This window comes from uncultured Clostridium sp. (assembly GCF_934754915.1).
In the GTDB taxonomy this organism is placed as follows: Bacteria; Bacillota; Clostridia; order Clostridiales; family Clostridiaceae; genus Clostridium.
This window is the reverse complement of sequence record NZ_CAKVKB010000016.1, coordinates 1-20,615: the sequence shown is the minus strand read 5'-3', so window position 1 is coordinate 20,615 and position 20,615 is coordinate 1. Positions and strand designations below refer to the sequence as shown.

The 20,615-nt window shown below is 29.8% G+C and carries 20 protein-coding genes; all 20 read left to right on the top strand.

The genetic code is table 11. The features are described from left to right. Window positions 1–15 precede the first annotated feature (15 nt). Entirely contained in the window at window positions 16–618 is a 603-nt protein-coding gene (gene grpE, locus Q0F58_RS04620) for a nucleotide exchange factor GrpE (protein WP_294373102.1), read from the top strand. Between the two features lie 107 nt (window positions 619–725). Beyond that, window positions 726–2,582 carry a molecular chaperone DnaK gene (dnaK, locus tag Q0F58_RS04615; RefSeq protein ID WP_294373100.1) on the top strand — a complete coding sequence of 619 codons (1,857 nt, stop codon included), beginning with the start codon at window positions 726–728 and terminating at the stop codon, window positions 2,580–2,582. Between the two features lie 171 nt (window positions 2,583–2,753). Further along, the gene (gene dnaJ, locus Q0F58_RS04610) at window positions 2,754–3,887 is read left to right on the top strand and encodes a molecular chaperone DnaJ (protein ID WP_294373097.1); all 1,134 of its coding nucleotides are present in this window, start codon (window positions 2,754–2,756) and stop codon (window positions 3,885–3,887) included. Between the two features lie 169 nt (window positions 3,888–4,056). Beyond that, the gene (gene trmB / locus Q0F58_RS04605; protein WP_294373096.1) at window positions 4,057–4,719 is read left to right on the top strand and encodes a tRNA (guanosine(46)-N7)-methyltransferase TrmB; all 663 of its coding nucleotides are present in this window, start codon (window positions 4,057–4,059) and stop codon (window positions 4,717–4,719) included. A 33-nt stretch (window positions 4,720–4,752) separates the two neighbouring features. Further along, window positions 4,753–5,697, top strand: coding sequence for a 50S ribosomal protein L11 methyltransferase (gene prmA / locus Q0F58_RS04600; RefSeq protein WP_294373095.1), 945 nt, complete (start codon window positions 4,753–4,755; stop codon window positions 5,695–5,697). 8 nt (window positions 5,698–5,705) lie between these two features. Beyond that, the gene (locus Q0F58_RS04595; protein ID WP_294373093.1) at window positions 5,706–6,467 is read left to right on the top strand and encodes a 16S rRNA (uracil(1498)-N(3))-methyltransferase; all 762 of its coding nucleotides are present in this window, start codon (window positions 5,706–5,708) and stop codon (window positions 6,465–6,467) included. 3 nt (window positions 6,468–6,470) lie between these two features. Continuing rightward, a complete protein-coding gene (mtaB, locus tag Q0F58_RS04590) occupies window positions 6,471–7,871 on the top strand; it encodes a tRNA (N(6)-L-threonylcarbamoyladenosine(37)-C(2))-methylthiotransferase MtaB (RefSeq protein WP_294373090.1) in 1,401 nt (466 codons plus the stop codon). Window positions 7,872–8,048: 177 nt separating this feature from the next. Then, window positions 8,049–8,393 carry a histidine triad nucleotide-binding protein gene (locus tag Q0F58_RS04585; protein ID WP_294373088.1) on the top strand — a complete coding sequence of 115 codons (345 nt, stop codon included), beginning with the start codon at window positions 8,049–8,051 and terminating at the stop codon, window positions 8,391–8,393. 135 nt (window positions 8,394–8,528) lie between these two features. Then, complete coding sequence (gene rpsU, locus Q0F58_RS04580; protein ID WP_002581942.1) at window positions 8,529–8,705, top strand: 30S ribosomal protein S21; 177 nt, start codon at window positions 8,529–8,531, stop codon at window positions 8,703–8,705. Between the two features lie 32 nt (window positions 8,706–8,737). Then, window positions 8,738–9,190: a GatB/YqeY domain-containing protein gene (locus Q0F58_RS04575; RefSeq protein WP_294373086.1), complete on the top strand. Its 453-nt coding sequence runs from the start codon at window positions 8,738–8,740 to the stop codon at window positions 9,188–9,190. 357 nt (window positions 9,191–9,547) lie between these two features. After that, window positions 9,548–9,835: a sporulation protein YqfC gene (gene yqfC, locus Q0F58_RS04570; protein WP_294373084.1), complete on the top strand. Its 288-nt coding sequence runs from the start codon at window positions 9,548–9,550 to the stop codon at window positions 9,833–9,835. After that, complete coding sequence (gene yqfD / locus Q0F58_RS04565) at window positions 9,832–10,962, top strand: sporulation protein YqfD (protein WP_294373083.1); 1,131 nt, start codon at window positions 9,832–9,834, stop codon at window positions 10,960–10,962. The genes yqfC and yqfD overlap by 4 nt, the downstream gene beginning before the upstream one ends. 31 nt (window positions 10,963–10,993) lie before the next feature. Continuing rightward, entirely contained in the window at window positions 10,994–13,138 is a 2,145-nt protein-coding gene (locus Q0F58_RS04560; RefSeq protein WP_294373080.1) for an HD family phosphohydrolase, read from the top strand. Beyond that, window positions 13,135–13,641: an rRNA maturation RNase YbeY gene (gene ybeY / locus Q0F58_RS04555; RefSeq protein ID WP_294373078.1), complete on the top strand. Its 507-nt coding sequence runs from the start codon at window positions 13,135–13,137 to the stop codon at window positions 13,639–13,641. The genes Q0F58_RS04560 and ybeY overlap by 4 nt, the downstream gene beginning before the upstream one ends. Window positions 13,642–13,724: 83 nt before the next feature. After that, entirely contained in the window at window positions 13,725–14,426 is a 702-nt protein-coding gene (locus Q0F58_RS04550; protein ID WP_294373076.1) for a diacylglycerol kinase, read from the top strand. Window positions 14,427–14,937: 511 nt separating this feature from the next. Next, complete coding sequence (era, locus tag Q0F58_RS04545) at window positions 14,938–15,828, top strand: GTPase Era (RefSeq protein ID WP_294373075.1); 891 nt, start codon at window positions 14,938–14,940, stop codon at window positions 15,826–15,828. 3 nt (window positions 15,829–15,831) lie between these two features. Continuing rightward, window positions 15,832–16,581 carry a DNA repair protein RecO gene (gene recO, locus Q0F58_RS04540; protein ID WP_294373074.1) on the top strand — a complete coding sequence of 250 codons (750 nt, stop codon included), beginning with the start codon at window positions 15,832–15,834 and terminating at the stop codon, window positions 16,579–16,581. A 6-nt stretch (window positions 16,582–16,587) separates the two neighbouring features. After that, on the top strand, window positions 16,588–17,283 hold the full coding sequence (locus tag Q0F58_RS04535; RefSeq protein WP_294373073.1) for a DUF4342 domain-containing protein: 696 nt from the start codon (window positions 16,588–16,590) through the stop codon (window positions 17,281–17,283). Between the two features lie 186 nt (window positions 17,284–17,469). Beyond that, the gene (locus Q0F58_RS04530; protein WP_294373071.1) at window positions 17,470–18,108 is read left to right on the top strand and encodes a helix-turn-helix transcriptional regulator; all 639 of its coding nucleotides are present in this window, start codon (window positions 17,470–17,472) and stop codon (window positions 18,106–18,108) included. A 114-nt stretch (window positions 18,109–18,222) separates the two neighbouring features. Next, the coding region (gene ppdK, locus Q0F58_RS04525) for a pyruvate, phosphate dikinase (protein WP_294373069.1) at window positions 18,223–20,615 on the top strand (2,393 nt) is incomplete at its 3' end.

The following is a 20,615-nucleotide window of genomic DNA, read 5'->3' as shown; positions in this document are numbered from 1 at the left end:
TGTAGTTAAAGATTTATGGAAGATAATAAAGAAAAGATGAATGAAGAAATTATAGACGAAACAGTTGAAAATGAAGACAATAAAGAAAAAGATACTGTAGTCACTGAATCTGATAAAGAAGAAAATGTTGAAGCTTCTGAAGGAAATGAAAATATAGAAGAGGATGAACTTGAAATGATTAAAGCACAGAATAAGAAACTTCAAGAAGAATTAGATGCAACTAAAGATAGTCTTTTGAGATTAAGAGCTGAATATGACAACTATAGAAAGAGAACAACAAAAGAAAAAGAAGGAATTTACAGTGATGCTTATGTAGATGTTGTAAAAGAAATTTTACCAGTAATAGATAATTTGGAAAGAGCTATTGCAGCTGATGGTAGTCTGGAAGATCTTAAAAAAGGTGTAGAAATGACTATGAAGGGCTGTAAAGATGCATTTACTAAATTAGGAATTGAAGAAATAGATGCAAGTGGAGAATTTGATCCAAACTTCCATAATGCAGTAATGCATGTAGAAGATGAAAATTTAGATAAGAATGTTATTGCAGAAGTATTCCAAAAGGGATACAAGAAAGATAACAAGATAATAAGACATACAATGGTTAAAGTTGCAAATTAAAATATACTAAACATTAATAAATAAAACAAAAAATTAATTGATTAAATAATTAAAAGTGTAAACACAAATTTTAAATAAAGTATAAGTGTTTTTAGGAGGAATGAATTATGGCAAAGATTATAGGTATCGATTTAGGAACTACAAATTCATGTGTAGCAGTTATGGAAGGTGGAGAACCAACAGTTATCGCTAACTCAGAAGGTGCTAGAACTACTCCATCAGTAGTATCATTCCAAGCAAACGGAGAAAGATTAGTTGGTCAGGTTGCTAAAAGACAAGCAATTACTAATCCAGATAAAACAGTTATTTCTATAAAGAGACATATGGGAACATCATATAAAGTTGATATAGATGGAAAACAATATTCACCACAAGAAATTTCAGCAATGGTTCTTCAAAAAATCAAGGCTGATGCAGAAGCTTATTTAGGTGAACCAGTTACTCAAGCAGTTATCACTGTTCCAGCTTACTTTAATGACAGTCAAAGACAAGCAACTAAGGATGCTGGTAAGATTGCAGGTCTTGAAGTATTAAGAATAATTAATGAACCAACAGCTGCATCTCTTGCTTATGGTTTAGATAAGATGGACGAAGCTCATAAGATTTTAGTATATGACTTAGGTGGTGGTACTTTCGATGTATCTATCCTTGACTTAGGTGATGGTGTATTTGAAGTATTATCTACAAATGGTGATACTAAACTTGGTGGTGATGACTTTGATGAAAAGATTATGCACTACATTGCAGATACTTTCAAAGCTGAAAATGGAATTGATTTAATGCAGGATAAGATGGCAGTTCAAAGATTAAAAGAAGCTGCTGAAAAAGCTAAGATAGAATTATCATCTTCACAACAAACAAACATAAACTTACCATTCATCACAGCTGATGCAACTGGTCCAAAACATATTGATTTAACATTAACTAGAGCTAAATTCAATGAATTAACTCATGATTTAGTACAAAGATCAATTGAACCAATGAAGAAAGCATTAGCAGATGCTAAATTATCATTAAGTGATATTGATAAGGTAATATTAGTTGGTGGTTCTACAAGAATTCCAGCAGTTCAAGAAGCTGTTAAGAACTTTACAGGAAAGGAACCTTCTAAAGGAGTTAACCCAGATGAATGTGTTGCAGTTGGTGCAGCTATTCAAGCAGGTGTATTAACTGGAGAAGTTAAAGACGTAGTATTACTTGATGTTACTCCATTAACTTTAGGAATTGAAACAGCAGGTGGAATAGCTACTCCATTAATAGAAAGAAATACAACTATCCCAACTAAGAAGAGCCAAATCTTCTCAACAGCAGCTGATAATCAAACTTCAGTTGAAATTAATGTAGTTCAAGGTGAAAGACAAATGGCTATGGATAACAAGTCATTAGGAAGATTCACATTATCAGGAATAGCTCCAGCTCCAAGAGGAATTCCTCAAATCGAAGTTACATTTGATATAGATGCTAATGGTATTGTTAAAGTATCAGCATTAGATAAAGGAACTGGTAAAGAAGCTAATATTACAATCACTGCTTCAACTAACTTAAGTGATGAAGAAGTAGATAAGGCTGTAAAAGAAGCAGAAAAATTTGCTGAAGAAGATAAGAAGAGAAAAGAAAAGATCGAAACTGCTAACCAAGCAGATCAAACAATTTATCAAATAGAAAAAGCTTTAACTGAAGCTGGAGATAAAGTAACAGCTGATGAAAAAGCAAATGTAGAAGCTAAAATAGAAGAATTAAAGAAAGTTAAAGATGGTGAAGATATAGAAGCTATAAAAGCTGCTATAGAAGCTGTTAACCAATCATTCTACCCAATAGCTACTAAGATGTATCAAGCAGCAGGAGGAGCTCAAGGAGCAGAAGGATTTGATCCAAATGCAGCAGCAGGAGGAGCTGGTCAACAAAGCGCACCACATGATGACAATGTTGTAGATGCAGATTTCAAAGTAGATGATGATAAATAATAGGGTTTACTAAAATCTGATTTTAGATATAATTAATACAGGGAAGGCAAACTCGTCTTCCCTTTTTCTAAATTGAAAAATTAAGATAAAAACATTTGATAATTTAGTTAATTATTATTTGACTTTAGATTATCAACTGTCAATTAAATTAATGGTGGTGAATTAAGAACAATGGCAAATAAAGACTATTATGAAGTACTTGGAGTTAAAAAAACTGCAAGTGATGATGAAATAAAAAGAGCCTTTAGAAAATTAGCCGTAAAATATCATCCAGATAGAAATCAAGGTAATGCTGAAGCTGAGGAAAAATTTAAGGAAATAAATGAAGCTTATCAAATTCTTTCAGATCCAGATAAAAGATCTAAATATGATCAATTTGGATCAGCTGCATTTGATGGAACAGGTGGATTTAATGGAGGCGGATTCAGTGGCTTTGATGGCTTTGATATGGGTGGATTCGGTGATATATTTGAATCATTCTTCGGAGGAGGCGGAGGAGGCTCTAGACGAAGAAATGGTCCAGTAAGAGGAAATGATATAGAATATACTGTAACATTAACTTTTGAAGAAGCTGTTTTTGGTGTTGAAAAAGAAATTTCAATAACAAGAAATGAAAATTGTGAACACTGTAAAGGTTCAGGAGCTGAACCTGGTACAAATGTAAAAACATGTCCTACTTGTGGAGGTTCTGGTCAGGTAAGAGTTCAAAGACAGACTCCATTAGGAAGTTTTGTTTCAACTTCTACATGTGATCATTGTCATGGTACTGGTAAGATTACAGAAACTCCTTGTAAGGAATGTAGAGGTAAGGGATATATCAGAAAGAATAGAAAGATTAAAGTTAATATTCCGGCCGGTGTTGATACAGGAAATGTAATGCCTTTAAGAGGACAAGGAGAACATGGATTAAGAGGCGGAAGTCCTGGAGATTTATATGTCAAGATAAATGTAGCTCCATCTAAAGTATTCACAAGAAAAGGAAATGATGTGTATATAGATGCTCATATTTCTATGGCAAAGGCAGCATTGGGTACAGAAATTACAGTTGCAACAGTAGATGGAAATGTTAAATATACTGTTCCTGCAGGTACTCAGTCAGGTACTATGTTCAGATTAAAAGGCAAAGGAATTCAAAGAGTCAATTCAACTGGCAAGGGAGATCAATATGTTAAAGTTATAGTTGATATTCCTAAGTCATTAAATAAGGCTCAGGAAGAAGCTCTTTATGCATTTATGAAAGCTTCTGGTGAGGAACCAGATGAAGGAACAGGAAGTCATAAAAGAAAAATATTTGGTAAAAAATAAATAAGATTAATTTAAAGATATATAAAAACTGCTTATGATTCTATTTGAATTATAAGCAGTTTTTTATAAATTAAAATGCTGAATAAGTGCTATTAGAATAATTTATTTTGCAATATAAATTAATATATGTATAATTATTATGAATGCTAAAAGACGGAGTGAAGAAAAAATGAGAATGAGAAAGAAGCCTTGGGCAAGGCCTGAATTGGAAAGTTGTGAATTTTTTATTATAAATCCAAAAGAAAATAAAGGAAAATGGATAGATACTTTTAAAAATAAAAATAATCCAATTTATTTAGAGCTAGGGTGTGGAAAAGGTACATTCATGGCAGTTCATGGCAGTGAAAATCCAGAAATAAATTACATAGCAATAGATATAAAGGATGAAGTCTTGGGTTTGGCAAAAAGAAATATTGAAAAGGCTTTTGAAGAAAAAGACAGACCAGTAGATAATGTTAAGCTCATGGCACAAGAAATAGGGCTTATAAGTGAAATTCTTGGTGATGGAGATGTTATAGATAGGATATATATAAATTTCTGTAATCCATGGCCAAAAGGAAAACATAAAAAAAGAAGACTTACACATACGAGACAATTAAATCAATATAGAGAATTTTTAAAAGATGGTGGAGAAATTTATTTTAAAACAGATGATGATGAATTATTTGAAGAATCTCTTGAATATTTTAAAGAAAGTAAGTTTACAATTAAATATATAACATATGATTTACATAATAGTGATTTTAAAGGAAATGTTGAAACTGAACATGAAAGAATGTTTACTGAACAGGGAATAAAGACTAAATTTTTAATTGCAGTTAAGGAAAAATAGATTAATTTTAATATATAATGGAGGATTAATAAAATGGAAGGTATTTGGATAGAAGTTAGTGTAATTACAAAAAGTGAAGCGTTAGAACCAATTTCGGGAATATTTTATGGATTAGGATGCCCTAATGTTGCAATTGAAGATCCACAAGATTTATTATCAAGAGATCAAGGTCCTTTAACTTGGGATTTTGCTGATATAAATATATTAGAACACAAAGGAAATGCAGCAGTAGTTAAGGCTTATTTTTCGCAAGACGATAAAGTTGACGAAATAGTTGAGCATGTTAAAAAAGGTATTGAAGAATTAAAGAAAATGGGCATTGAAGTTGGCGAAGGCGAAGTAACTTATAGAGAAATGCATGAAGAAGACTGGGCCAATAACTGGAAAAAATACTATAAACCAGTAAAAATAACTGATAAAATTGTTATAAAACCAATATGGGAAGATTACAAGGCAGAAGAAAATGATTTAGTCGTTGAATTAGATCCAGGTATGGCATTTGGAACAGGAACTCATGAAACAACAAGAATGTGTATTCAAGCTTTAGATAAATATGTTAAGCCTGACACAACAGTATTTGATGTAGGCTGTGGTTCTGGAATACTTGCAATTGCAGCAGCAAAACTTGGAGCAAAACATGTTGTGGGTGTTGATTTGGATCCAGTTGCTGTTGATTCTGCTAAAGAAAATGTAGGTTTTAATGATTTAAATAATATTCAGATATTAGAAGGAAATCTTTTAGATGTTGTTGATGGAAAAGCAGATATAGTTGTTGCAAATATAATTGCAGAAATAATATGTGTATTAACTGGAGATGTAAAAAAGGCTCTTAATGAAGGGGGATTATTTATAACTTCAGGAATAATTCATGACAGAGTTGAAATGGTTACAGACAAATTGAAAGAATGTGGTTTTGAAGTAATAGAAATTAACAAAGATGGAGAATGGAACTGTATAGTTGCTAAATCTATTGGATAGGAGGATTTATGCATAAATTTTTTACAGAGCCTCATAATATCACTGAAAATCAAGGTGTGATTACTGGTGATGATGTAAAGCACATATATAAAGTATTGAGACTTAATGAAGGTGAAGAAGTAATACTCAATAATTGTGAGGGAATAGAATATTTAGGAAAAATAAATTCTATAAATAAAAATGAAGTTATAGTAGATATAATAGAAAAACTAAATATAAATAATGAAAGTGATGTGAAAATTCATCTTTTTCAAGGGCTGCCAAAGGGTCAAAAGATGGATCTTATAGTTCAAAAAGGAACAGAATTAGGAGTGAATGAATTTATTCCAACAATAACTGAAAGAGTTGATGTTAAGCTTAAAGGTGATTTTAAAAAACTTGACAGATTAAACAGGATTGCACTGGAAGCTAGCAAGCAGTCTAAAAGAAGCATAATTCCTAAAGTGAGGGAAGTCATAAATTTTGATGAAGCTATGGTTCAGTTAAAAGAAATGGATCTTGTTTTAGTTCCTTATGAAAATGCAGAGAATTTTGGAATAAAGACTCTTATGAGAAAATTGAGAGAAGAAAACAAAGATTTGAGTAATATACATAATATAGGAATAGTAATAGGTCCAGAAGGCGGATTTGAAGAAGAAGAAATCACAAAATTGAGTGATGCAGGTGCTTATATAGTAACATTGGGAAGAAGAATTTTACGTACAGAAACAGCTGGATTTACTGCTACTGCATTAATTCAATATGAGTTAAGTGATTTAGGAGGAAATTAAATAATGGCTGGTGCGATTAAAATAAAAAGAGCAGCAGGAGAAAAAGCAAAGATAAAAACAACTGCTGATAAAATAATAAGAAAAAATACTGATGGAAAGCAGTATGTAGCGTTTGCAACACTAGGATGCAGAGTTAATCATTATGAAACAGAAGCAATGGCTGAAAAGTTCATAAGAGAAGGATATGAAGTGACTGATTTCAGTAATTTTGCAGATGTTTATGTTGTAAATACATGTTCAGTAACAAATATGAGTGATAAAAAATCAAGACAGATAATAAGCAGGGCGAGAAGAATAAATGAAAATGCTATTATTGCAGCTGTTGGATGCTATTCACAAGTATCACCAGATGAAGTGGCTAAAATAGAAGGTGTTGATGTAGTCCTTGGAACAAGAAATAAAGGAGATATTGTTTACTATGTAAATAAGGCCAAGGATGAGAAAAAAAAGCAGGTTGTTGTTGGTGAAGTTCTTAAAAATAAAGAATTTGAAGATTTAAATATTGAAGAATATCAAGATAAAACAAGAGCATTTTTAAAGATACAGGATGGATGTAACAGATTCTGTGCATATTGTCTTATACCATATACAAGAGGTGCTGTGTGTTCTAAAGATCCTGAAAAAGTAATAAATGAAATTCATAAACTTGCAGAACATGGATTCAAGGAAATAATATTATCAGGAATTCATACTGCATCATATGGTGTAGATTTAGCTGGAAATGTTTCATTAATAACTCTTCTTGAAGAAATTGAAAAAGTAGAAGGAATAGAAAGAGTAAGAATTGGATCCATAGAACCAAGTTTCTTTACGGATGAAGTAATATCTAAAGTAAAAAACATGAAGAAATTATGTCCTCAATTCCATTTATCTCTTCAAAGTGGATGTGATGCAACATTAAAGCGAATGAATAGGAGATATACTGCAAAAGAATATGAAGAAGCAGTATATAAAATAAGAAAAAATCTTAAGGATGCATCTATAACAACTGATGTAATAGTCGGATTTCCGGGAGAAACAGAAGAAGAATTTAAAGAAACTTATGAATATTTAAAAAGATTAAAATTAACAAAAACTCATGTATTTAAATTTAGTCCTAGAAAAGGGACGAGAGCAGCATCTATGCCAGATCAACTTGATGGAACAATTAAGGAGAAGAGAAGTAAAGCTCTGATTGAACTTAATGATAAAAATGAAGGGGATTTCAGCAAAAATCTCATAGGAAAACAGATGGATGTTTTGGTGGAACAGGAGGTTCCTAATAAACCAGGAATATTTGAAGGTTATACACGAAATTATGTAAAAGTTGAAATATGCAATGGTTGTGAGAATATTTTAGGAAAAATAGTTCCATGCATAATAGAAGAAGCTCATGGAGAATATGTAATTGGAAGATTATTATAAAAAATATTACAATAAGCTTGAAATTTATAAGGTGATAATACTAAAATAATAATGTACTAATGTTTTAGTATGATTTGTTTATAAATGTTGAAATTTTATTAGAAATTTCGGCACATTTTGTTAGATGATAATTATTAAATGGTTTTGATTGTCATAGAACATAAGGGAGGTGAATTCATGGAAGATTGTATTTTTTGTAAAATCATAAATGGTGATATACCAAGCAAAAAAATATATGAAGATGATAAAGTTTATGCTTTTAATGATATAAATCCAGAAGCTCCAGTTCATTTTTTAGTAATACCAAAAGAACATATTAAAAGTGTTAATGACATAAATGAAAATAATGCAGACATAGTAGCACATATATTTAAAGTTATTAATAAATTAGTAGTAGAACTTGGCGTTGCAGAAAAAGGTTACAGAATAGTAAATAACTGCGGAGAAGATGGAGGTCAAACTGTAAAACATTTACATTTTCATGTTCTTGGAGGAAGAAGTTTACAATGGCCGCCAGGCTAAAATAAATATTCGTTGAAATATGGGTATATTTTTGCGTAATTTCTTGACAGTAATTATTTAAATATTGTATAATACAATATGTGTTATTAAGCCCATAGCTGAGTTAATTTAAGCTAGCGGAGGGAGGGATATTAAATGTCAGAAATCAAAGTTGGAGAAAACGAAACACTTGAAAGTGCTTTAAGAAGATTTAAAAGAAAATGTGCTAGAGCTGGTGTTATCTCAGAAGTAAGAAAGAGAGAACATTATGAAAAGCCAAGCGTAAAGAGAAAGAAAAAATCAGAAGCTGCAAGAAAGAGAAAATTCAAATAGGCCGATGATTTCCTTTGAAAGAGGGTACAATTATGTCAAGTATTAAAGATAGATTACAAGAAGATTGGAAAGCTGCTTTAAAGACAAAAGACAAATTTACAGCTAACGTAATTAGCACTGCAAAATCTGCTATATTATTAGTTGAAAAAACTGATAATAGAAAGTTAGAAGATGATGAAGTCATCAGCATATTGGCTAAGGAAGTTAAGCAAAGACGTGAGTCTCTAGTTGAGTTTGAAAAAGGAAACAGACAAGATTTAATTGACCAGTGTAATGCTGAAATAGAAATTTTGTTAAAATACCTTCCTCAACAGTTAGATGAAGAAGAGATAAGAAAAATAATAATAGAATCAGCTGAACAAGTGGGTGCAAATAGCATTAAGGATATGGGAAAAGTTATGTCGGCTGTTAAACCTAAAGTAGTAGGCAGAGCTGATGGCAAACTTGTAAGTCAGATTGTTAAAGACTATTTAAATAATAAATAATAAAAGAACTCAAGATTTTCTTGAGTTCTTTTATTATTTATTAAAGTATTGTAATATATATTCTAATTAACAATGTACAATAGATAATTGGCAATTAATGATGAAGTCTTTTCAAGTTTTCTTAAATTATTGTGTAATTTTATTATTGGAACATACATATTTGAGGATTTTTTATATTAGCATAAATACAAAATACAATTCAACACATAGCATATGTTAAATGAATATAGATACTGTATTTTGAAACCAATCATATAAAATTATAAATGCATTTCATATGAATTATTGAGAAAAATCTGCATTAATTATAAAGTCCTGTCATAAATTACAATGAGTGAGTTTATGCAGGAGGATAATATGGAGGAGAAAATTCAAAAGGGAAAAGAAAAGCTGTTAAACAAACTAGAATTTCCAAAGGATATTGCAATGGATCTTCCTAAGATAATAATAATAGGAAACAGGGAAATAACAATTGAAAATCATAAAGGAATAGCAGCATTTGAAAATTCTATGGTTAAGATAAATTCAAGAATAGGTACAATTACTATAAAAGGCAGAAACTTTGAAATATTGTTCATTGGAGATACAAGTATGACTATAAGTGGAAAATTTGAAGGAATATCATATGAGGAGATCAAAATATGATGTTTAATAAATTGTTATCTGGAAAATTAATCATAGAAGTAAAAGCCTTAAAATGTGAAAAAATATTAAATACTATATGGAATAAGCATATTTTAATAAACAAGGTTGTTAAACTTGATTTAACAACTATTATGTTTCAGGTAGATTATTCTGATTATAGGACTGTTGAGGAAATAGTAAAAAAACATAGAGGAAAGATAAAAGTAGTAAGTAAGGAAGGTATCGTATTTAAATTAATAGCATTAAGAAAGAAGATATCACTGGCTTTGGGGATAGTTATATTTTTGGGAGTAATATATTCATTATCTAATTATATATGGGCTATTGATATAGAAACCAAGGAAAATCTTACTCCATTTGAAGCAAGAAGAGAACTTTATTATCTTGGAATAAAACCAGGAATGAAAAAATCAGACATAAATGTTTATGAGATAGAAAGAAAGATGCAGACTGCAAATGATCAGATAATGTGGATAAGAACAAGAATTGAAGGATCTACTCTTCATCTTGTTATAGAAGAAAAAATAAATCCGCCAGATACTGAAATTAAGCAGATAGATTCTGTAATAGCGAAATGTGATGGTGAAGTTCAGAGGGTGTACACATATTCTGGTAATCCTGCTGTAAATCCTGGGGATATTGTAAAAGAAGGAGATGTATTAATATATCCTGTTCAAGGTAGAGAAGGATTTGAAGTAGAAACCAAACCTAAGGGGAAAATTATTGCAAATACATTTTATGAAAAATATATGGAAGTTCAGGTGAGTGGAGAAAAACTTGAAAAGAGTGGCAATAAACAGAAAGATATATATATTAGTTTGGGTGGAAAAAAAATTTACTTGAAAAAAGCTATAAACAAATTTACGTATTGTGATAAAATAGAAGAAAACAAAGGAGTATTTTACAGTGTAACATATTTTGAAAAGAAGGCTGTTAAAGTAAATAAGGATAAAGATGAGATTATTGAAGATTCATCACAAAAACTTCAACAATCTTTAGAAAAGAGTCTCAGTAATGATGCAAAAATTATAAATAAAGATGTTACAAGTGAAGATATAGGCGAAGGAAAAATATTAGTAAGAGTTATATTTACAGTTGAACAGGATATAGCTAAAAATATATCATAAGTTTTTTATTTAAGATGAAAAGGTGATTAACATGAAAGTTAAAGAAGATATTGCTATTAAAAGAAATAAAAATCCAAGAAAAGTTTTTTTGTTTATATTGATATTTGTATTATCATATCTGCTTCTTGTAACAGCAGTAAGACCTCAACAGTATAGTCTTAAAGTTGGTGATATACCAAGAACAGATATAAAGGCACCTAGAGATACGATAGATGAAAATGCTACAAAACGAGCAGAAGAAGAAGCTCTTGGAAAAGTAGATAAACAATATACACAAAAAACTGAAGTAAAAAAACAGGCTGAGGACAATATAATACTTCTTTTTGAAAAATTAAATACGATAGTAAATAAAAATACATCAGATTCTACGGATTCATCTGAAGTAGAAGCAAATAATAACATATTAGAATTAAAAAAATTGAATGGAATTACATTAAATGATAATCAATATAAAGATCTCCTTAATATTTCAAAAGAAGATATGGCATCTTTAAAAAAAGAACTTCTTGATATAATAGATTCAACTTATGAGAAGAATATAAATGAAAATGACGATGCTAGTTTAAACGTGGCAAGAGAAAATGCAGTTTCAGTGATGGAAAATTTAAATGTTTCCAATGGACTTAAATCAACTTTAGAAGAATTGATAAAAGAACAGATAAATCCAAACTGCTTTTATGATGAAGAAAAAACACAAGAATTAATAGAACAAACAAAAAAAACAGTTGCAAAAGTTGAAATAAAACAAAATCAAATAATTGTAAAAGAAGGGGTACCTGTTACACAAGACGAATTGGATGTATTATCTAGTCTTGGGATGCTTGATGATGGAAAGAGTACTTCAACATATATATATATATATTTGGTTCTTGCTGTATTTTTAGCTGTAATATTATTTCTTGAGTATAATTATATAGATAAAAATTATAGTGATATATTTAAAAATACAAAGAAAATTACATTGATAAGTGTGATAAATCTTTTTACACTTGTATTTGCAAGGACAATAGGTTTGATATCTCCGTTTCTGATACCATTTGCATGTGCTCCAATGCTTTTGACATTGCTGATTAATTATAAAATATCAATAGTAATAAGCCTTTTGAATGTAATGATAATAAGTATAGCTACAAGTTTTGATTCTCAAGTTATTATGGTTGGAGTTGTTAGCACTATATTAGGTGCTACGCTGCTTAAAAAAATGCAGCAGAGAAATGATATGTTGTACTCAACAATATATATATCTGTAGTTGGTGCTGTAATAACTATATCAACAGGAATATTGATATCAAGCAATCTTAAAGATGTATTAATTAAAAGTGCAATAACTATTATAGGTGGAATTCTAAGTGGAATATTTGCTTTAGGAATACTTCCATTTTTAGAAGGTACTTTCAATGAAGTTACAACACTTAAATTATTAGAACTGTCAAATCCTAATCATCCTTTATTGAAGAAACTTTTAATGGAAGCACCGGGAACATATCATCACAGTATGCTTGTTGCAAATTTAGCTGAAATGGCTTCAGAAGAGGTTGGGGCTAATTCAGTAATTGTAAGAATTGGATCATATTATCATGATATAGGAAAAACAGAAAGACCCTATTTCTTTGCTGAAAATCAGATGGGAGGAGATAATCCTCACACACATATGACACCTAATTTAAGTGCTAAAATAATAATTGCTCATGTTAAAGACGGAATAGAACTAGCAAAAAAATATAATCTGCCTAAAGTTATAATGGATATAATAGCTGAACATCATGGAACTACTTTGGTTAAATATTTTTATTATACAATGAAGAATAATAGTGATAATCCAGATGATGTAAAAGCAGAAGACTATACGTATCCAGGGCCTATTCCAAGTTCTAAAGAAGCTGGCATAATAATGCTTGCAGATAGTGTGGAAGCAGCTGTAAGATCTATAAAAGAACCTAATGAAGAAAAAATTAAGGAAATGATTAATAACATAATAACAGATAAATTATCATGTGGACAGTTAAATGACTGTAATCTTACTATTAAGGATATAGAAAAGATAAAAAAATGTTTTTTAACAGCTCTTAATGGAATATATCATCATCGAATAGAATATCCTAAAGAAAAGATAAAAAATTTAAGTAAAGAAAGTAATCAAAGTATTAAGAAGAATGAGGAGAAGAACATTAAATGATATATGTAGATAATAGACAAGAAAAAATAAAAGTAGATGATAAGTTAGAAAATGATTTAAAAAATGTTATAGAATTTGCATTAAAAGAAGAGGAAGTTGAAGTTCCATGTGAAGTTTCTCTATTGTTTGTAGATAATGAAGAAATAAGAGAGATAAATAATGAAACAAGAAATATTGATAGAGAAACTGATGTGTTGTCATTTCCTATGCTGGATTATGAAGACAAAAAAGTATTCAAAGAAATATATAAAAATTATAAATTTTCTCAAAGTGATTTTGATGGAGATGAACTTGTTTTAGGAGATGTAGTTCTTTCTCTTGAAAAAGCCTTAGAGCAAAGCAGGGAATTTAATCATTCATTTGAAAGAGAAGCATCTTATTTAGTGGTTCATTCTATTTTGCATCTTTTAGGATATGATCACATGGAAGAGAATGATAAGATTGTTATGAGAAAAAGAGAAGAAGAAATTTTAAATAAATTGAATATAACAAGAGAAGTATAAAATTAAGCAAGCTGATAGTTGACATAATAAATAGATAAAAACAAACTATCAGCTTTATATTATAGTGGTATTGGGGTGATTATATGAAAATGAAAAAAGTGCTGGATAGTTTTAATAATGCAATAAATGGAATAATTGATACAGTGAGAACTGAACGCAACATGAAAATACATTTATGTGTCTCTCTTATAATATTGATAGCATGTTTTTTATTTGACATAACAAAATATGAATTTTTGATACTTGCAATTACTATTTCTATGGTAATAAGTGCAGAGGTAGTGAATACTGCCATTGAAGCAGTTATAGATATGACAACTAATTATTATCATCCATTGGCAAAGACAGCTAAAAATGCAGCAGCAGGAGCAGTTCTTATAACAGCGATAAATGCAGTTGTTGTTGGATATATAATATTTTGGGATAAGTTATCAAGTTTGTCATACTCTCTTGTAAAGAAAGTTAAAAATTCAGAACCATATACAATATTTATTGCTCTTGTAATTGTGTGTATAGCAACTATAATTGTTAAAGCTATTTTTGGTGAAGGAACTCCATTAAAAGGAGGAATGCCTAGTGGTCATAGTGCACTTGCATTTTCTATAGCAACAGCAATATCACTTATAACTGAAGAACCCATGTGTATTTTGTTAAGTTTCATTTTAGCACTTATAACAGCTCAAAGTAGAGTTGATTCAGAAGTTCATACAGTACTAGAAGTTGTTGTTGGTGCTATTTTTGGAATGCTATTAACTATATTCATTTTTACAGTTTTTAGGATTTGATAAGATTATAAGAAAATTGTATATATGAAAAGTATATATTGATATATTGTATACACTAAAAGTAATTTAATAATAATAAAATTATATAATATTAAAAAATACTGCAGATATCTCATCATTAATTGTTAATTATATATTATTATGTGGATAAAAATAGCTTAATTTGTTAAAAGCATGTTATAAATAATTGTCTATTGAAAATAAATAGAGTATACTATTAGATAAAGAAAGTAAAAAATAAGATGTCATTTTATTAACAAATATTCTAAATAGTGTATAAAATATATTGTAAATTTTAAATTACTGCACAGTTTAAGGATATTTATATTGGTGTAGTAAGTGTTAAATAAATTTGTAGCAAGCTGCAATAGTAAAAAGTGTTGTAAATAATAAACTTAGAATATATATTAATATAATCTGGACATAATTTAGAGTATAATAAGCAATTTGTAAATATAATGAGATAAAACTATCGATAAAAGGCTTGCAAATCAAGCAATAAGGAGGAAAAATGTTTAAATCTGGATTTGTAACAATTGTGGGAAGACCTAATGTTGGAAAATCAACTTTATTAAATTATATTATGGGAGAAAAGTTATCTATAGTTTCTAATAAACCACAAACAACTAGAAACAATATACAGACAATATTAACTGGTGACGATTTTCAAATGGTGTTTGTTGACACACCTGGAATACATAAACCTAAACATAAACTAGGTGAATTTATGGTGAATGCAGCAAAAGAATCGACAAAAGATGTTGATCTTGTTTTATTTTTGACTAATCCATGTGATGAAATAGGCAGAGGAGATAAATTCATTTTAGAAACATTAAAAAATAAAAAATGTCCTGTATTTCTTGTATTAAATAAGGTTGATGAAAATACACAAGATAGAGTTGCAAAGACCTTGGAAATGTTTTCTAAGGAATTTGAATTTAATGAAATAATACCTATATCAGCTATAAAGGGAAAAAATGTGGATACTCTACTTGAACTAATGAAAAAGGCTATACCTGAAGGTCCTAAATACTATCCTGATGATATGATAACAGATGTTCAGGAAAAATTTGTTGTTTCAGAAATAGTAAGAGAAAAAGCATTAAGAATATTAAGAGATGAAGTTCCACATGGAATTGCAGTGGATATACTTCAAATGAAGCAAAATGAAAGAGGAACTTATCATATTGAAGTGGATTTAATATGTGAGAAGGATTCTCATAAAGGTATAATCATTGGAAAAAATGGTCAGACCCTTAAGAAAATTGGAGAAACTTCAAGATATGAAATAGAAAAATTTCTAAGAGCAAAAGTAAATATAAAAATTTGGGTTAAGGTTAGAAAAGAATGGCGTGATAATCAGAATCTGCTAAAAGAACTTGGATATAAGAAAAACAAATAGGGGATGATTAATCTGTCAGTTTTTGAAACCAAGGCAGTTATAATAAAAACCCAAGATTATAGAGAGAATGATAAGCTGGTTTGGCTTTATACTGAAAATCTCGGGAAAATAACAGCTATAGTAAGGGGAGCTAAAAAAAGCAAGAGTAGATTTTTTTCAATCACTCTTCCTCTATGCTATGGTGAATATATGGTGTATAAAGGAAAAAATTTATATACTCTTCAAGAAGGCAAGATGATAAATTCATTTCAAAGTCTTTTGAACAATTTGAATAAGCTTACTTATTCATCGTATCTTTGTGAGCTTATTGATATTGCTTGTGAAGAAAATGAAGCAAATAAAAGCCTTTTCAGAGATCTGGTGACAACATTATATTTATTAAATACAGATGCACTGGAGTATGAACTTTTAATAAGGCATTTTGAATTAAAATTATTAAAAGCTACAGGGTATAATTTAACATTAGACAGCTGCTGTATATGCGGGAAAAAAATAGGCGTTTCAAACTATATAAGTCTATCATCTTTTGGTGGAGTGTGCGAAGAATGTCCTAAAGAGCATGGAATTTATGTATCAAAGGGAACTTATAATGCACTGCGATATTTGATGATAACAAATGTAGATAAGTTATATAGATTGAATTTAAATAGTGAAATAAAAAAAGAAATAGAGAAAGTAACAACATTTTTTATTTCAAATAATTACACTAAAAAACCTAAGAGTTTAGAAATGTTAAAATTTATTAAGGAGTGATTATTTATGGAAAATATAACATTAGAACAAGTTGATAAAGTTCGTGAAAGATGCAATGTTTCTTATGCAGAGGCAAAAGAGGCTCTTGAATATTCAGAAGGAAACATATTAGATGCAATAATATATTTAGAGAAAAAACAAAATGATGCTGCTGAAGAAGAAAGTGATTTTAAAAAGGAATATTCAAATTGTGACTGCAATGGATTTAATTCTATGTCAATTGAAGAAATTAAAAATCTTATAAAAAATCTTATTGAAAAAGGAAATGTAACTAGAATAAAGATAAAGAAAAATGATGAAGAACTGCTAGATATACCAGTAAATGCAGGAATAGCAGCAAGTGTAATAGGAATAATAATTCCACCAATATTAGCTGCTACACTTATTGCAGCAATAGCAACTCAAATTACAATTGAAATAACAAGAGAAGATGGTTCTGTTGAAGTTGTTAATCAGTATGTCACTAAAATGGCTAATGATGTAAAGGAAAAAGCCTCTGATTTTGCTGATATAGTTAAAAATAAAGTAAATGAAGTAAAGAATGATGTAAAGTCATCAAAAGATACAGATTCAGCTGAAAGCAGTAAATTTGATGCAGGGGAAACAGTATACAGTTATACAGTAAATTTTGATGAAGACAAAAATGACTGTAAAGAAGAAATTAAAGAAGAGAAAATTGATGAAGATTCTAAAGAAAATTAAATTTGATTTGGATAGAAATAGATAATATAGAAAAGATAAAAACATTATACAGGAAATATTTGATAAATTTGTTGGAGTTTTCTGAAAATTCACTCTAGTAAAAGAAAAAATACGTGTTATAATAAAAGTGTGATATTAATGAATATTATTCAAATATTTCTTGTATTTATAGAAAGAGGGATAAATTTGAAATTATCACCTAGACAGGAAGAGATAATAAATTTAGTAAAAGAAAATCAGCCAATAACTAGTGAAGCACTGGCTGAAAGGTTAGGGGTTACAAGAGCAGCATTAAGAGCTGATTTAGCTGTACTTACAATGATAGGTACTTTAGATGCTAGACCTAAGGTGGGTTATGTATATCAAGGCAAGTCATCAAGTGGACTTGTTTATCAACATATAAGTAAAATAAAGGTATCAGAAATAATGTCAAAACCAACTACAGTTAGCGAGGATACAATGGTATATGATGCAATCGTATACTTGTTCTTAAATGATGTAGGTACATTGTTTATAGAAAATAATGGAGTGTTAACTGGTGCTGTTTCTAGGAAAGATTTTCTTAAAATATCCATAGGAGGAACTGATATACATAAGGTTCCAGTAGGTGTAATAATGACTAGAATGCCCAATATAATATGTGCAAATAAAAATGATAATGCATATGATCTTGCTAAAAAGATTATAGAGCATGAAATTGATAGTATACCAATTGTTGAGAAAATAGAAAATAATGAAGGAAAAGAACATTTTAAAATAATTGGTAAGGTTTCTAAGACTAATATTACAAAATTATTTGTTAAACTTGGAAGCAGTGGAGAATAAAAATTAAGAATCTGGGAATTATTTAATAGGGTAACTACAAATTTTATAATTATATATAAGATTTGTTAGTATATATATTATTGAGAAATTTATAGGAAAAGAGGGAGTATTGATATGACAAAGAAATACGTTTATCTTTTTAGTGAAGGTAATGCTTCAATGAGAAATTTGCTTGGAGGGAAGGGTGCAAATCTTGCTGAAATGACTAATATAGGCATTCCAGTTCCAAGTGGATTTACTGTTTCAACAGAAGCATGTACAAAATATCATGAAGATGGTCAAGAAATTTCATCTGATATTCTAGATGAAGTATATGCAAGTTTGACTAAGCTTGAAGAAATTACAGGTAAAAAATTCGGAGATAATACAAATCCTCTATTAGTTTCAGTAAGATCTGGTGCAAGAGTATCAATGCCTGGTATGATGGACACTATATTAAATTTAGGATTAAACGATATAGCTGTTGAAGCTATGGCTAGTTTAACTAACAATCCTAGATTTGCATATGATTCATATAGAAGATTTATTCAAATGTTCTCTGATGTAGTTATGGGTATAGAAAAGAGACTGTTTGAAAACAAAATTGATGAAATGAAAGAGAAAAATGGAGTAGAATTTGATACTCAGTTGACAGCTGATGACTTAAAAGAATTAGTTGTTCAATTTAAAGAAATTTATAAAAAGGAAAAGGGCGAAGATTTTCCACAGGATCCTAAAATTCAATTGGTTGAATCAATAAAAGCCGTATTCAGATCATGGGAAAATCCAAGAGCAATTGTATATAGAAGATTGAATGATATACCAGGAGAATGGGGAACAGCAGTAAATGTTCAACAGATGGTATTTGGTAATAAAGGAGAAACTTCTGGAACAGGTGTTATCTTTTCTAGAAATCCTGCAACTGGAGAAAAGGGTATTTTTGGTGAATACTTAATGAATGCTCAAGGTGAAGATGTTGTTGCAGGTATAAGAACACCACAGCCAATAGGAAAATTAGAAGAACAAAATCCTGAAATATATAAAGAATTAATTGGAATAATTAATACATTAGAAAATCATTATAAAGATATGCAGGATATGGAAATAACAATAGAAGAAGGAAAATTATATTTCTTACAGACTAGAAATGGAAAGAGAACAGCTCAAGCTGCATTAAAGATTGCTGTTGATTTAGTTGATGAAGGAATGTTGACTAAAGAAGAGGCAATATTAAAGGTAGAACCAAAACAATTGGACACATTATTACATCCAGCATTCTATACAGAAGATTTAAAGAATGCATCTCCAATTGCAAAAGGTTTGCCAGCATCTCCTGGAGCAGCATGTGGTAAAATTGCATTTACTGCAGATGAAGCTAAAGAAAGAGCTGCTCTTGGTGAAGATGTAGTTTTAGTAAGACTTGAAACTTCACCTGAAGATATTGAAGGTATGATAGCTGCTAAGGGTATATTAACTGTAAGAGGAGGAATGACTTCTCATGCAGCTGTTGTAGCAAGAGGTATGGGAGCTTGTTGTGTAGCAGGATGTGGAGCTTTAAAAGTAGATGAAAAGAAAAAGACTGTTGAAGTTGATGGAAAAGTTTATACAGACAATGATTATATTTCATTAGATGGTACTACTGGTAATGTATATGGAGAAAAAATAAAGACTGTATCTCCAGAAATTACAGGTCACTTTGCAACATTTATGGCATGGGCTGATGAGATAAGAAAGTTACAGGTTAGAACTAATGCAGATACTCCAAGAGATGCTAAACAAGCAGTTGAATTTGGAGCTGAAGGTGTTGGTTTATGTAGAACTGAGCATATGTTCTTTGCTGAAGATAGAATTATGGCTGTAAGACAAATGATTACTGCTAAAGATGTAGAACAAAGAAAAACTGCTTTAGCTAAGATATTACCAATGCAGAAATCAGATTTTAAAGGAATCTATGAAGCACTTGAGGGTAAACCTGTAACAATTAGATTGTTAGATCCACCATTACATGAATTTTTACCAAGTGCTGATGAAGATATTGAAGCATTAGCTAAAGAAATGGGAATAACTTTTGAAGAATTAAAAGCTACTGTAGCTGAATTGCATGAATTTAATCCTATGATGGGTCATAGAGGATGCCGTCTTGCAGTAACTTATCCAGAAATTGCAGAAATGCAGGCTAGAGCTATAATTGAAGCAGCAATTGAAGTTAATAAAGAAAAAGGATACAATATAATACCTGAAATTATGGTTCCATTAGTTGGTGAAATAAAGGAATTAAAATATGTTAAAGATGTTATAGTTAAGACTGCAGATGCTGTTATTGCTGAAAAAAATGCAGATTTAAAATATAAAATTGGTACTATGATAGAAATACCAAGAGCAGCTTTAACAGCTGATGAAATAGCAAAAGAAGCTGAATTCTTCTCATTTGGTACAAATGATTTAACTCAAATGACATTTGGATTCTCAAGAGATGATGCAGCTAAGTTCTTAAGTTCATACTATGATAGAAAGATTTATGAACAAGA